The 13,315-nt window shown below is 51.6% G+C and carries 10 protein-coding genes, 2 tRNA genes and 3 pseudogenes; 10 read left to right on the forward strand and 5 right to left on the reverse strand.

Annotated features, from left to right (window positions below; translation table 11 throughout):
• Nucleotides 1-9 precede the first annotated feature (9 nt).
• The 4 genes and pseudogenes from carA to pilB form a co-directional block, all read right to left on the reverse strand.
• Nucleotides 10-1,151 (reverse strand): annotated as a pseudogene (gene carA, locus IPJ88_10260) (glutamine-hydrolyzing carbamoyl-phosphate synthase small subunit).
• Nucleotides 1,148-2,382 (reverse strand): annotated as a pseudogene (locus IPJ88_10265) (dihydroorotase). Before IPJ88_10265 ends, carA begins: the two co-directional pseudogenes overlap by 4 nt.
• Nucleotides 2,383-2,566: 184 nt before the next feature.
• Nucleotides 2,567-2,797 carry a hypothetical protein gene (locus IPJ88_10270; GenBank protein ID QQR88632.1) on the reverse strand — a complete coding sequence of 77 codons (231 nt, stop codon included), beginning with the start codon at nucleotides 2,795-2,797 and terminating at the stop codon, nucleotides 2,567-2,569.
• A gap of 214 nt (nucleotides 2,798-3,011) precedes the next feature.
• Nucleotides 3,012-4,730 carry a type IV-A pilus assembly ATPase PilB gene (gene pilB / locus IPJ88_10275; protein ID QQR92018.1) on the reverse strand — a complete coding sequence of 573 codons (1,719 nt, stop codon included), beginning with the start codon at nucleotides 4,728-4,730 and terminating at the stop codon, nucleotides 3,012-3,014.
• Nucleotides 4,731-4,992: 262 nt separating this feature from the next.
• Between pilB and IPJ88_10280 the strand changes: the two genes are divergently transcribed.
• From IPJ88_10280 to IPJ88_10320, 9 genes and pseudogenes are all read left to right on the forward strand, one after another.
• A complete protein-coding gene (locus IPJ88_10280; GenBank protein ID QQR88633.1) occupies nucleotides 4,993-5,814 on the forward strand; it encodes a hypothetical protein in 822 nt (273 codons plus the stop codon).
• An 86-nt stretch (nucleotides 5,815-5,900) separates the two neighbouring features.
• Nucleotides 5,901-6,371, forward strand: coding sequence for a DUF1624 domain-containing protein (locus tag IPJ88_10285; GenBank protein ID QQR88634.1), 471 nt, complete (start codon nucleotides 5,901-5,903; stop codon nucleotides 6,369-6,371).
• Nucleotides 6,372-6,432: 61 nt separating this feature from the next.
• The gene (locus IPJ88_10290) at nucleotides 6,433-6,951 is read left to right on the forward strand and encodes a hypothetical protein (GenBank protein QQR88635.1); all 519 of its coding nucleotides are present in this window, start codon (nucleotides 6,433-6,435) and stop codon (nucleotides 6,949-6,951) included.
• Nucleotides 6,952-6,958: 7 nt separating this feature from the next.
• On the forward strand, nucleotides 6,959-7,846 hold the full coding sequence (locus IPJ88_10295; GenBank protein ID QQR88636.1) for a hypothetical protein: 888 nt from the start codon (nucleotides 6,959-6,961) through the stop codon (nucleotides 7,844-7,846).
• Nucleotides 7,846-8,523 carry a peptide chain release factor N(5)-glutamine methyltransferase gene (gene prmC, locus IPJ88_10300; protein QQR88637.1) on the forward strand — a complete coding sequence of 226 codons (678 nt, stop codon included), beginning with the start codon at nucleotides 7,846-7,848 and terminating at the stop codon, nucleotides 8,521-8,523. Before IPJ88_10295 ends, prmC begins: the two co-directional genes overlap by 1 nt.
• Nucleotides 8,524-8,756: 233 nt before the next feature.
• Nucleotides 8,757-8,830, forward strand: a tRNA-Gln gene (locus IPJ88_10305).
• A 413-nt stretch (nucleotides 8,831-9,243) separates the two neighbouring features.
• A tRNA-Glu gene (locus IPJ88_10310) sits at nucleotides 9,244-9,318 on the forward strand.
• 279 nt (nucleotides 9,319-9,597) lie between these two features.
• Complete coding sequence (locus IPJ88_10315) at nucleotides 9,598-11,481, forward strand: ATP-dependent DNA helicase RecQ (protein QQR88638.1); 1,884 nt, start codon at nucleotides 9,598-9,600, stop codon at nucleotides 11,479-11,481.
• A 16-nt stretch (nucleotides 11,482-11,497) separates the two neighbouring features.
• Nucleotides 11,498-12,111, forward strand: a pseudogene (locus tag IPJ88_10320) (DNA-3-methyladenine glycosylase).
• On the opposite strand, the gene IPJ88_10325 reads toward IPJ88_10320, so the two are convergent.
• Nucleotides 12,080-12,580 carry a hypothetical protein gene (locus IPJ88_10325; GenBank protein ID QQR88639.1) on the reverse strand — a complete coding sequence of 167 codons (501 nt, stop codon included), beginning with the start codon at nucleotides 12,578-12,580 and terminating at the stop codon, nucleotides 12,080-12,082. The pseudogene IPJ88_10320 and the gene IPJ88_10325 overlap by 32 nt on opposite strands.
• An 84-nt stretch (nucleotides 12,581-12,664) precedes the next feature.
• On the opposite strand from IPJ88_10325, the gene IPJ88_10330 reads away from it, so the two are divergent.
• A complete protein-coding gene (locus IPJ88_10330; GenBank protein ID QQR88640.1) occupies nucleotides 12,665-13,279 on the forward strand; it encodes a threonylcarbamoyl-AMP synthase in 615 nt (204 codons plus the stop codon).
• Nucleotides 13,280-13,315: the final 36 nt, after the last annotated feature.

Consider the following 13,315-nt stretch of genomic DNA (forward strand, 5'->3'; position numbering starts at 1 on the left):
TAAGTTGTATTAGAAACCGACGATGCGTTCTTTAAAGCGGTCAAAAAGGTAGCGGGCGTCGTGGGGACCAGCGGCGGCTTCGGGGTGGTACTGTACGCTGAAGGCCCCGGTTTCGAGGTGTTCGATGCCTTCGTTGGTCCCGTCATTGAGCTGGGTGTGAGTCGCTTTACAATTTTTGCTAAGGGATTCTGTGTTGACGCAAAAGCCATGATTTTGCGAGGTGACTTCGACGCGTCCCGTTTTCAAGTCTTTTACGGGTTGATTTAAACCGTGATGACCGAATTTTAGCTTATAGGTGCTTGCGCCAAGAGCCCTGCCTAAGATTTGATGGCCCAAGCAAATGCCAAAGAGTGCTTTTTTTCCAAGTAAGCTTTGAACTGTCTTGACTGCATAGTCGACTGGTTCGGGATCCCCTGGTCCATTGGATAGGAAAATGCCATCGGGATTTAGGGAAAGGATTTCGTCTGCCGTGGTACTGGCAGGAACCACAGTGACTTTGCATCCAACATCGACTAGACAGCGAAGGATGTTGAGTTTGATGCCAAAGTCCATCGCTACAACATGATGTTCTGTTTTGGCAGGTCGAGCGTGCGCTGGCGTGGCGCGAGCGTTATAAGGACGCATGGACCATTGCTTCGTCCCTTCCGTCCATTCGTAAGGGGTTTTGGTGGTGATTTGGCTTACCAGATCACGCCCTTCCATTGGAGCTTCTGCTTTGGCTTTATCGGCAAGCGATGATGCATCTTCGCAGCCAATAGCTGCCATCTGGGCCCCATGGTCGCGAATATGTCGGGTTAGCGCACGGGTATCGAGGTCTGCGATGCCGACGATGTTGAACTTTTGAGATAGTCATCAAGTGAGGAATCGCTGCGCCAGTTGCTGACGGTTTCAGAGTATTCGTGAATCACAAAACCGGCGAGGCGTGGATGGTTTGATTCGCGATCACTGTGATTGACGCCGGTATTCCCTATTTGTGGAGCGGTCATGCAGACGATTTGCGCGCAGTACGACGGATCGGAGATGACTTCTTGATAACCGGTCATGCCGGTGCAAAACACTGCTTCGCCAACCGTGCTTCCTTCGGCACCGAGTGTGCTGCCTTCAAAGCAGGTCCCATCTGCTAAAACCAATCGTGCTCTGCGCTTGCTCATCGTTTAAACACCAAACGTCCTTCTACCATGGTTGCGATGACCGCACCGGTGAGCTTTTTCCAAGAAACGGCGTGTTGCAAGACTTTGATGCAAGCGTCTGTGCGCTGGGCTCCCAAGTGTACTCCGGATCAATGATTGCGATGTCTGCACGCTGTTCTACTTTGAGCGTTCCGCCATCTACCCGAGCTAGTTTGGCAGGTGCGCTGCTCAGGCACTCGATAAGGCGCATGGCAGAAATTTTATCTTCGCGTAGCAAGGCAAATAGACCTGAAAGTGCGGTCTCAAGGCCGATCATGCCAGGTGCTGCCGCAGAAAACTCGCACTCTTTTTCAATGGAACTATGTGGCGCATGGTCGGTGGCAATGCAGTCAATGGTTCCGTCGGCAAGTGCTTCGCGCAGAATGTCTTGGTCCTCGCGGGGTCTTAGTGGAGGATTGACTTTGCATTCGGTTCGATATCCCAGCACATCAGAATCGGTAAACAGCAAATGATGGGGAGTCACTTCGGCTGAGACCGGCAGTCCTCTGGACTTTGCCTCGCGAATCATGGCGACTGCCGCGGCGCTCGAGATGTGAGCAACGTGGTAGCGGGCTTTGCAGTAGTCAACGAGTAAAAGATCTCGAGCAACGATAATGTCTTCGGCAACGCGTGGCCAGCCACGTAGGCCAAGGCGCGTGCTGATCGGTCCTTCGTGCATGTCTGCGCCAGCGGTGAGGTTATGGTCTTCGGCGTGTTGTGAGACGAGTAAGTCAAAGTCTTTGGCATACTCAAGCGCTTTGCGCATGACTTCAGAGTTCATCACGCACTTGCCATCGTCGCTTACGCCAATCGCGCCTGCTTCGCGCAAATCGCCCATCTCGCTTAGGATCTTACCTTCAAGACCTTTCGTGATAGCGGCAAAGGGAAAAAGTCGTGCTCCTGCAAGGCTTGTGGCTCGCGCCAACATGGTCTCGGTGATCGCGCGGGTATCGTTGACTGGGGTAGTGTTGGGCATCGCGCATACTGTGGTGAATCCTCCACGCGCTGCTGCCTTAAGCCCCGAAGCAATGTCTTCTTTGTATTCGTGTCCTGGTTCACGAAAATGGACGTGAAGGTCGATGAATCCAGGGCAGAGCCATTTGCCGCTTAAATCCCAATCATTTTAAGCTTGAGAAGGGATGTTCTTCGCAGCGTTTTTGCCAATTGCTGAGATTCGCCCTTTGTCCACAACAACGTCTCCTTGAAGGTCCATGTTAGCGGACGGATCAAGGATACGAGCGTTACGAAAGACAAACACGAGCTTCGCTTAGCCGAGGGGCCGTTTTGTGTCAACGCCTTACTTTGCATAAAGCAAAAGACCGAGGCAGATTTATTAGATAAAAAGTGCAACGGCCGAGGGCTTGCTCAGTCCTCGGCCGTGTGGTTGTTGGTAGTGGTTAGACCGCTTTGGCGAGCTCGTCTGCGCTGGGGGCGATCGTTCCCGTTTGCGTGGTGGCTGGCGCATTACGCTCCGCCACTTTTGCCTTCATTGCTTTGACCTTGCGGCAAAGAGACGGAAAGTCTTTGTGCCGAGGTGCGGTCGTAGGGCTGCCCCCACGAAGCAAGGATTGGATCACAAAATCCAGTAGCTGGATTTCACCTTCAGAAAAACTATTGCTGATTCGCATAACGGACGATCTAGCATCGCTTAGACATGGCGACAAGCTGTGAAATGCAATGTAAGGTCACATCACGTCACTCGATATTTAAGTTTATCTCGGAAGATCCTGTTTTTACGTAATTAATTTCACTTAACTAAAAACCAGATCTCTAGAAATGAAGGCGATCTCAAAGCGATCGTCCGCTGTCAAAAGGCGATCTGCTGTGGAGTCGTTTGAGTGGCTACCGATGATCGGAGGTGCTGACGCGGGTGACCTCGTCGAGGGTAGTGACCCCTTCGAGAGCTTTGAGAATGCCGGACATACGCAAGCTATTGATGCCTTCACGAATCATTTCTTGTTTGAGCTCGGCGGTCGAGCAACCTTGGAGGACCATTTCTTTGAGCCGTTCGGTAAAGGGCATGACTTCATAAAGTGCGACGCGGCCCTTGTAGCCTGTATTGCCACAAGCGCTGCAGCCAGCACCTTTAAAGATGCGGTCCTGCTGTATTTGCTCATCTGTAAGGCCGACTTCCCTTAGACTCTTTTCGTCCACCGTTACTTTTTCTTTGCATTCGCTGCAGATGCGGCGGGCCAAGCGCTGGGCAAGGATAAGATTCACGGACGAGGTGACCAAGAAGGGCTCGATACCCATGTTGAGCATACGAGAAACGGTGCTCGGTGCATCGTTGGTGTGCAGGGTTGAAAGGACCAAGTGACCGGTGAGCGCCGCTTTGACCGCGATTTCGCCCGTTTCAAAGTCGCGAATCTCACCGACCATGATGATATCGGGGTCCTGGCGCAAAAAGCTGCGCAAAGCCGCTGCGAAGTTTAGGCCGATGTCATCGTGCATTTGGCATTGGTTAATGCCCATCAAGTTGTACTCCACCGGATCTTCGGCGGTGCTAATGTTGGTGTCTATTTTGTTAAGTTCGCTGAGTGCTGAATAAAGAGTGGTCGTTTTTCCTGAACCCGTTGGGCCGGTAACCAAGACCATGCCAAAGGGCTGATTAATGGCGTACATAAAGTCGTCCAAGGCTTTTTGATCAAAACCAAGCTTGGTCATATCGAGCTGCAAGTTGCTCTTATCGAGCAGACGCATGACGATTTTCTCGCCCCACATCGTGGGAAGCACCGAGACACGGAAGTCCATTTCACGACCTTTGCCCATTTTGAGCTTGATGCGGCCGTCTTGCGGCAGACGACGCTCAGCAATATCGAGCGAGGACATGATCTTGAAACGCGATGAAATTGCGTTCTTGAGCTTAAGGGGAGGTTGCATTTCTTCATGCAACACACCGTCGATACGGTAACGAACACGCAGTTTCTTCTCGTAAGGCTCGATATGGATGTCCGATGCACGCTTCTTGATAGCGCTAAGCATGATGGCATTGCACAAGCGGATGACGGGTGCATCTTCGGAGGCTCGTGCTAGGTCGACTCCGCCGCCATCGTCGTCATCGGCGGTGACTTCGATTTCTTCTTCATCGAAGCCTTCCATGATTTCGTCGTACGAAATATCAGGTTCGTCGTGATAGTAACGCTCCAGAGCGGCCATGATCGCGGCTTCAGACGCGACAACAGGCTCGACGTTGTAGTTCGTTAAGAACTTAATATCGTCGATGGCGTGCAAGTTCGATGGATCGGACATTGCTACAATTAAGGACGAGCCAGATCGTGAGATGGGGACGATGCGATGCCTTTCAGCCACATCACGTGGAACAAGGCGTACGACTTCGGGATCGATGTCATATTCGGCTAAATTGACGGACTGAACATGGTATTTGTGACTAAGGAACTGGGTAATCTCGTCATCGGAGATAATGCCCATCTTAGCGAGTGAATAGCCAAGGGTGGTGTTGTTCTTTTGCTGATCGGTTTGAGCATCACGCAACTGCTGCAAACTAATACGCTTTTCACGAACAAGCAGCTCGCCCAGCCGAGTCGCCTGACCCCTTGAAATGCCCCGTTGACAACCGTCCCACCAAACATCAGATCCACTAGAAAACTTTAGCAGAGCCGTACCCGATTGGGCAACTCTGTGCCTCTTAAAAAAGCCTATGGACTATCTTGTTGTTTTAACTGGCAACTTGATGCTCTTGCCGCTACCGTTCCCCGGAGTGTGTGACTTACCATGACGTACATGGAGGACATCGGGAATGGGTCTCGGTGCTTAGCGTTGTGGGAAGTTATCTCATGTCCTTTTCGTTATAAAGGGGGATTCAATGCGATTGTACCGTTCGTTATTCGTTTCATTTCTAACTGTGGCTGCTTTGTTGATCACTAGTTCGGCTTTTGCCGAGCTTGGCAACTCGACACCACAATACACAGCTCGTTCAATGACCTTGGATGCGGGCACCTTGCGCGTTGACGTAGGACCTTCAGACTTTGGTCTTTTGAACTCGGGCGCTATCAACAACCGTCGTGGTCTCACGTTCAATAAAAGCGCTGGCGTTAGTGACTTGGGCGTTGGAGCAGGTATCGGTGCTGCCTATGGTGTGATGGATGGCCTTGAAATCGGCACACTCATTCTACCGTTGGCTATCAGTCCAGATTTCGATTACATGAACCCTGAATTTTATGGCCGTTACCGCTTGATGGATGGAGACACCCAGGTTGGCTTGCAAGTTGGTATGGTGCTGCCTGCACAGTCTGGAACCGACTTCGGTCTTTCAGCAGGCTTGCCTGTGTTGCTACGAATGGACAAAATGCGCATCGATACGGGTGCCGAGTTGGAGTTTATCTTTGCAACGGACCTACAGCTCAATATCGATATCCCATTTGCGCTGAACTACAGCGTGACCGATGCAGTCTTTATTGGTGGTCGCACAGGCTTGTTTTTTCAAGACTTCACCAATGTTGACTTTGATGGTTTGAGCATTCCGCTTGGTGCACAAGGTGGCTACACGCTTGATGGGGGAATTGCGGACCTTACTGCATGGTTTAACTTCCCGAACTTCATAAACACCTTCCCAGGTGGGGATGCGATTTTCTTGAAGAATTGGCAGCTTGGTCTTGGTGCCAACGTTTTTGCTAACTTCATGTAAAGCAGGGAGCTTTTGCTCTATCCATCGCCCGTTTCCTTGTGGAAGCGGGCGATTGTGTTTAAAGGAGAGTTTGAAGCGTATCGGCGATGAAAAAAATTCCGCGCATCATAAGTATCGATTTACTGCGCTTGGTGGCGACCTTCCAGATGGTGCAGGGCCATGCGGTGGATGCTGTTTTAGCTGAGCAGTACCGCTTTGGTGCGGTGCATGCCTTTTGGATTTATTTGCGTGGTTTCACGGCGCCAGCTTTTCTATTTGCGGCGGGCTTTGCTTACTATGTGACAACGCTGTGGGATTTCGAGGGTTACAAGAGCACGAAGAAGCGTCGAAACAAACGGCTTCGGCGCTCACTGCTGATTTTAGCTTTAGGCTATTTGATGCGTTTTCCTATTGGGTTGTTATCAAGTGATCCTGCAGTTCGGGCGCAGGCGCTCGATTCCTTTGCCTTGGTCGACATTTTGCAATGCATTGGTGTTTCGCTATTAATCTTGAAGCTGTTGTTTCCCTCGCAAAACGATCCTGGCAAGTCTGGGCGTTTTCAGCGTTTGCTGCGGTAGTTGCTTTTATGGGTGAAGGGTTTTTGCTGACTCGGATGCTCGTTTTCCCACGACCTTGATCGTGAATTACCTGAGCCATGCGCACGGTTCACTTTTCCCCTTGTTTCCTCACGCTGCGTATTTGTTTTCTGGTGTGTGTGTGGCTGCTTTTTGTGTTTCGCATGCCGAGCGTTCGAGTTTGCTCCGTTTGACGATATTGCTGGTCCTGGCTTTTGTGGTGCACCGCTTGCTCTTGCACTTTGAGCTGACGGCTTTCCGTTTTGAACGCTTGCTTGGTGTACTTGCCTTTACCTTATTGCTGACTTTGCTGTCCTCGCCCATCAAAAGGGTGACTGAACCGTGGCTGACTCTTTGCGCGCAAACCTTGGCGATTTACTACAGTCATGTTTGGTTCCTTTACGGCCATGGCTTTGGGGTGCGTGCTTGGGTCTACCCAGGCTGGGCGCCGCTGCCCTCAGCTGGCTTTGCTTTGGCATGCGTACTTGCTTTTGCTGCGTTTGGTTACTATTGGCCGAATTTAAAAGGGTATCTTGCAGCCTTGAATAGTAGGCCTAGCCGAGGTAAGGGACAGGGGCATTGAGGATAAAATGAGCGAAAAAAGCCAAAAATATAAGTTAAAAGCGCGAGATTCTGCAGATGCGATGGGCGAAGTCGAGCGGCCCACCTTTAAATGGAAAGTGGTGTTGCAGATTGCAGCAGCGTTTTTGATTTTGTGGGTGACTGCTTTTGGCACGGTTCAGTTCATCAGCTACTGGGGCGTAGGCGTAATGGCTGTGCTCACCTTAGTCGCCGTAGGCTTTGGCATCTACGTGTGGCGTCTCACAAAAAAATCTCAAGCGATTGCTGACATTCTCAGTACGGCGACTGATCCTGAAGGTCGGAAAAAAGCAATTGAAAAGCTTGAGGCTGAAAGTGGCAGCGATGCGCTAAAAGCACTGGCTCACGCTCAATTGGTAGCTCAAGAAAAACCGGCAGAGGCGGTGCGCATTCTTGAAGGCATTGATTTGAAAAAAGCTCCTGCGGTGGCTCAAGACGATGTGCGGGCCAATCTGGCGCTGATGTACCTGATGCAAAACCGCGCACGGGATGCAAGAACACTTGCGGATGAAATACGCTTAGACCGCCAACCCAATCCCAAATCCAAGGCACTTTATGCGGCGGTGGTTGCCGAATCCTTTTCACGCACGGGCAAGGCCGATGAAGCCAGCAAGCTTCTTGAGACTTACCGTCATGATGATCCTGCTTATGGTGAAGTCTCCGCGATGTTGTTGCGAGCCCAAGTCTATACGTTCAGCGCTATCAAAAAGCGTGGCCTTGCAAAGAAGGCCATGGAGTCGTTGGCGCAAACGGATCTGAATATGCTTGCGGGCTTTGTGCAAAAAGGCACACACCCCGAAATCATGCAAATGGCGAGGCAGATTTTAGGGGCTGCGGGTATGGCGCCTAAAATGAAAATGCGCGCGAAGATGCGTTAATGCCTTCTGAGACATGGACGATTCGCAAAGTTCTCTCATGGATGGGGGATGACTTTAGCAAACTTGGATTGCCCGACGCTCGGCTTGATGCAGAGCTTTTGGTGGCTCACGCGTTAAAGCTTGATCGCGTGCACCTTTATATGGATTTGGATCGGCCGCTTTTGCCCGCGGAACTTGTTCAGATCAAGCTTCTTTTAAAACGTCGGCGTGGTTTTGAGCCTGTGGCTTATATTCTCGGGCGCCGTGAGTTTTATGGACGTTCGTTTAACGTCAATTCCCATGTCCTTGTGCCGCGACCCGAAACGGAGCTTTTGGTTGAAAAGGCGCTTGCACTTGCGCCGAGCTCCGAGCCAGTCGAAGTCCTTGATTTATGTACCGGAAGCGGTGCGATTGCTGTAAGCATTGCGCTTGAGAAGCCTGACTGGCTTGTTTGCGCAAGCGATATTTCGCGCGATGCTCTAGAGATTGCCCGGAGCAATGTTGTTAAACATGAGGCGCAAGATCGAGTGGAGTTGATAGCCTCGGATCTATTTGCACAGCTTCAAGACCGACGCTTCGATGTGATCGTTTCCAACCCTCCCTATATTACAGAGGGTGAATGGCAGAGTCTTGCGCCGGATGTGACGGCGCATGAACCACGGCTTGCGTTGCTTGCCGGGGAAAAGGATTCGATGTAATTCAGAAGATTTTGAATCAGGCGAGAGCCCACCCTTAAAGACGAGGGACATCTCTTTTTAGAGATAGGTAAGGGGCAGGGAGAAGGGCTCAAAGCCTTACTGGCTCAGCATCCAGAGCTTCGCTTTGTTGCTTTTCATCTCGATTTGGCAGGAATTGAACGGGTCATGGAAGTGAAAGTTGCTTGACATGCGGGCTGCCACCCACTACTAACTGCCCGTTGTGGGACTGTTTTTCGGGGATCGTCTAACGGCAGGACACGAGTTTCTGGTACTCGTTATCTAGGTTCGAATCCTAGTCCCCGAACCAAGACGTCTATGGTTTAGGTCGAATCAGGCCAAAGTACAAAAGCCCCAGGCCGTCCGCTGTTGCGGCCGACCGTTTGACGGTGCTTTTGCGGTTCGAATCCTAGTCCCCGAACCAATTCTATACGAGATAGATCGAGCCCCAAGGGCTTTGGTTTTCTGGGGCTTTCAAGACTTGCAGCTCGGCGCATGAGCTAAGTCGTTCATTTCCAATTTTATCTTCGTGCTCTCTGGGAAGATGCCCCTGAAAACCAAAGCCCTTGGGGCTCTCAAGACTGCCAATCAGTGGTTCGGGGGCCGCGGTGGGGTTAATTATGGTCTGGATAGGTTGTTTTTGTGTTGATTTGCTCAGTAAGGGGTACCGGGCGGAGCAGTTTTGCTATATAAGCGCGGGGCTTGTAAGTGAGAATGAGGGTTGGCCCCATCGTCTAGCGGTTAGGACATCGGCCTCTCACGCCGGTAACACGGGTTCGAGTCCCGTTGGGGTCACCATTTATCTCGATCCAGGATCGCGTTCAAAAAGGGTAACGATTCGATAACGTTACAAACCACACCGCGATTTTTTGATAATGCCTGAAAAATGCCCGCAAATACAGCGAGTTGAGCTAGCGATGGTGCTCCGCGACCTAAACTGAATCTGTTTTGTGCGGTGGACGAGCATTTATCGCGCTGTGGGTTTTAAGTGTTTGAATTCCTTTTCATAATTAGGCGGGATCCTGGATCAGGATAGTGGCTCGCTAAATTGGGTGGCAGTCTTTATAAGGGCTCGGTATGAGTAGTAGGTGGACTTCGCAACTTAAGGCTAATTTTAACCTCGTGCGCTTTCGTCCTTGGCAGCTTGAAGCCATAACGGAGTTGCTCGAAGGAAGCGGCAAAGTGTTAGTGGTTGCTCCGACCGGAGGGGGCAAGTCGCTTTGCTATCAGTTTCCGGCCACGGTGTTTGACGGGACGAGTATTGTTATCTCGCCACTGATTGCGCTTATGGAAGATCAAGTGCGAGCTTTGGAGGCGCGGGGTATTGCTGCAACCTACCTTGCTTCAACATTGAATCCTGCCGAGCGACGTGCCCGAGAAGAGGCGATGAGCCAGGGTAGGTTCAAACTTGTCTATGTTGCTCCGGAGGCTTTGTTATCCGGGTTTCTGTTGAAACGACTAGTTGACCTTAGACCGCCTTTTGTTGCCGTCGATGAGGCACATTGCATTTCGCAATGGGGGCATGACTTTCGTCCTTCGTATCTTGAACTTGGCGCGGTGCTTCGGCAGCTGGGTGCGCCGCGTGTCCTTGCTTGCACTGCAACAGCTACGCCAATGGTGCGTGAAGAAATCCAAGAAAAGCTTGGGTTGCCAACGGCCGATAGTAATCTGGTGCTTCGTGGTTTTTCACGTCCAAATTTGCGCTTGAGTGCCATGGAAATCGATCAGAGCAAGGTTAGGCATTCGCTTTTGCTCGACGCGCTGAAGCAAGCTTTGGACAGTCCATCGAGTCCAAGTGGTGGCGCTATTATTTACACGGCCACTCGAAACAAAGCAGAGAGTCTTGCTTCATCGCTAAAGCGGGAAGGTTGGAATTGCGATGCTTATCATGCGGGTCTCTCAGCCAAGGTTCGTGAGAAAGTGAATAAGCGTTTCGCTCTACACAAGCTTAGCGTGGTCGTCGCCACCAATGCCTTTGGCATGGGTATTGATCGCGCAGATATTCGCTTGGTGGCGCACGTGCAAGCACCCGGTTCGGTTGAAGCCTATTATCAAGAAGTGGGCCGTGCAGGCCGCGACGGTCAACCCGCCGAAGGATTGCTTTTGAGTAGTTCGGGCGATTTTGGTTTGCGCCGCAAACTTATCGGCTACAGTAACGATCGTGAAAGCAATCCTGCTTATCTTGAGCGTCAATGGCAGCTTTTTTTAGACATGATGCGTTACATCGAAGCAGGCAGTTGTCGGCACGATTTTATTTTGCGCTATTTTGGTGACGAAAGAGAAACGCTTGGTGGCTGCGGACACTGCGATGTGTGTGAGAGGCTTGAAGAGAAACAGAGTGCCAAGCAAGACGAGGCTTTCACTACCGACGATGTGCAAATCGTGCGTAAGGCCTTGAGTGGTGTGGCGCGCAATCGTAGACGCGCAGGCCTTAGCGCAGTGGCCGATATGCTGGTTGGCGTAAAATCATCTCGACAGCGTGAGTTGGGGCTCGATCAACTTAGTACCTACGGTTTGCTAAAAGAGCATCCCAAGCCGTGGGTCATGGCTTTGTTGCGTCGTTTGATCACAGCCGGTTTGACCAATCTTAGCGCATCAGAGTTTCCGGTGCCTTACCTTACCGAACGTGGCGTTCGCGTGATGAAGGATCAAGAGCCCCCTAAGCTTTTGCTTCCGCCAGAGGATGCGGGGCAGCGGCGCAAGAATAAAAAAGCGTTGAGCAGTTCGAGCAGTACCGATCTTACCCTTAGCAATGCCGATCATATTTTGTTTGAAAAACTACGTGCGACACGCCTTGAGCTTGCCCGTGCTAAGGGCGTGCCTGCTTACATCATTTGCCACGACCGCACGCTAAAAGACATCGCGACGTTAAGACCAACAACGCTGCAAGAGCTAGCCGACGCTCACGGCATGGGTCCCGCTCGCATTGAAAACTACGGAAAACACCTGTGCAAACCGTAACCGGAGAAATATAACGGTGGACCGCCTTTTGCCTCAGTCTTTTTGTGCACGTGATGCGCTTTTGGTGGCTAGGGATCTCATTGGCATGCGTTTGCGACGAGGCGGCGTGGTGTTGCAGATCACCGAAACCGAGGCGTATCGTTTTCCGGATGACAGCGCGAACCATTGCCGGGCTGGTAAAACCAAACGCAATGCACCGATGTGGGGGCCAGCAGGTCATGCGTATGTCTATTTGTGCTACGGCATGCATCATATGTTGAACATCGTGACCGATGCGCAAGAGCAGGGTGCAGCCGTTCGATCCGTGCAGCAAAACCTATAAAGGGGCTGCCGACGATTCAGAAGCGGCGCGGTCATAAAAAAGGGACGGTGCTCCTTACCGGTCCTGGCAAGATTGGCGAAGCTCTCGGCATTGATACAGCTTTTAGTGGCCATCCTTTGTTCAAATCGGGCGAACTCGAGTTGCTCGAGGGCGATGCGCCGGAGTCTTTGCTCTGTGGTCCTCGGGTGGGTATCGGTTATGCCGACAAAAAGGACATCGAAGCGCCGTGGCGTTTCGCCGAAGCCAACTGTGCCTGGGTCACCGAGCGTAAAGCACTTAGCTGCTTGAACGATCCCAGTTTGCTTTGATGGTCTTGAAGGTGCCGGCTTCTTTTTCATCGAGGGCAAAGGCGCCATGTTTTTCAAGACGGCTTTTGATCTTATCTTTGTCTTGCTCCCAGCCGTGGGGAAGATCGAACTTGACTGAGACTGGCACGCCAGAAAGTAAGCCTTGGGCTTCAAGTGACCAGAGAATCTGTGCGGCAAGATATTGTCCTGCAATGGAACGAAGCGAACTTTTGCTCTTTGATGAGATGGCGAAGATATCGTAAAGCGCCACGGTGTCGTCGTCTAGACGCATGCTTTTGCGCATGGCTTCAAAAGCACTTGGCGCAATAGGCAGCTCTACAAGGTCGATGCCGCCAGTGTGTTGTCCGTCGAGAGCCATGGTGGCTCGCTCATAGGCTTTTGCATGCTGTTGAGTAAGCTCAGCAGCCTTGGCCGTGGCATGGTGAATGGCGGTAAGCAGAATAACGGGACTTGTCTCATGGTTGCTCATAGCTCGCCCCCTATACCCTAAAACCCAACGAGATGGGAGTCGCCTCTTGTCGGTATCTGTCAAAAGGATATACCTGCACGCGCGATGCGTATTCAAATCCACCCAGAGCATCCGGAACCCCATAAAATTCGCCAGGCTGTAGAGGCTTTGCGGCATGGAGGGGTGATTGCCTATCCGACGGATTCTACCTATGGGCTGGGCTGTGATGCCTTTCAAAAGAAAGCCATCGATCAACTCTACCGCATCAAGCAGTTAGCCAAAGATCATCCACTAACTTTGCTGTGCCCAGACCTAAGCCAGATTGCAAAATACGCTGTCGTGGATAACCAATCCTATCGTTTGATGCGAAGGCTGGTGCCGGGTCCTTATGTGTTTGTGCTTAGCGCTACCAAAGAAGTCCCGAAGTTACTTATGCGCAAACGTCGCACGGTTGGTATTCGTGTACCCGACCATCCTGTGGTTCATGCCTTGCTCGCGGAATACGGCGGACCGTTGGTGTCGACTTCAGCGTCCTATCAGGGTGACATTTTGCGTGATCCAGCAGAGATTGCGGCTCGTTTCCCGGCGGTGGCTGAGATCTTGGATGTCGAGCTTGGCGGTATGCATCCTTCCACGATTGTTGATTTAACCAGTGATGTTCCGGCCATTCTTCGCGAAGGGGCCGGCGACATCGAGGCTGTACTCGGCTCGATTCAATAATCCTGCTTGACAGAAGGCGCCGCCTGTAGGGAAGTG

It is taken from the genome of Myxococcales bacterium (genome assembly GCA_016699535.1).
GTDB lineage: Bacteria > Myxococcota_A > Polyangia > Polyangiales.

What these genes read in the sequence shown, in the direction of transcription:
- prmC (QQR88637.1), top strand. Translation starts at nt 7,846, where the DNA reads ATGCCTTCTGAGACATGGACGATTCGCAAAGTTCTCTCATGGATGGGG.
- IPJ88_10315 (QQR88638.1), top strand. Translation starts at nt 9,598, where the DNA reads ATGAGTAGTAGGTGGACTTCGCAACTTAAGGCTAATTTTAACCTCGTG.
- IPJ88_10270 (QQR88632.1), bottom strand. Translation starts at nt 2,797, where the DNA reads ATGCGAATCAGCAATAGTTTTTCTGAAGGTGAAATCCAGCTACTGGAT.
- IPJ88_10325 (QQR88639.1), bottom strand. Translation starts at nt 12,580, where the DNA reads ATGAGCAACCATGAGACAAGTCCCGTTATTCTGCTTACCGCCATTCAC.
- IPJ88_10330 (QQR88640.1), top strand. Translation starts at nt 12,665, where the DNA reads ATGCGTATTCAAATCCACCCAGAGCATCCGGAACCCCATAAAATTCGC.
- IPJ88_10295 (QQR88636.1), top strand. Translation starts at nt 6,959, where the DNA reads ATGAGCGAAAAAAGCCAAAAATATAAGTTAAAAGCGCGAGATTCTGCA.
- IPJ88_10285 (QQR88634.1), top strand. Translation starts at nt 5,901, where the DNA reads ATGAAAAAAATTCCGCGCATCATAAGTATCGATTTACTGCGCTTGGTG.
- IPJ88_10280 (QQR88633.1), top strand. Translation starts at nt 4,993, where the DNA reads ATGCGATTGTACCGTTCGTTATTCGTTTCATTTCTAACTGTGGCTGCT.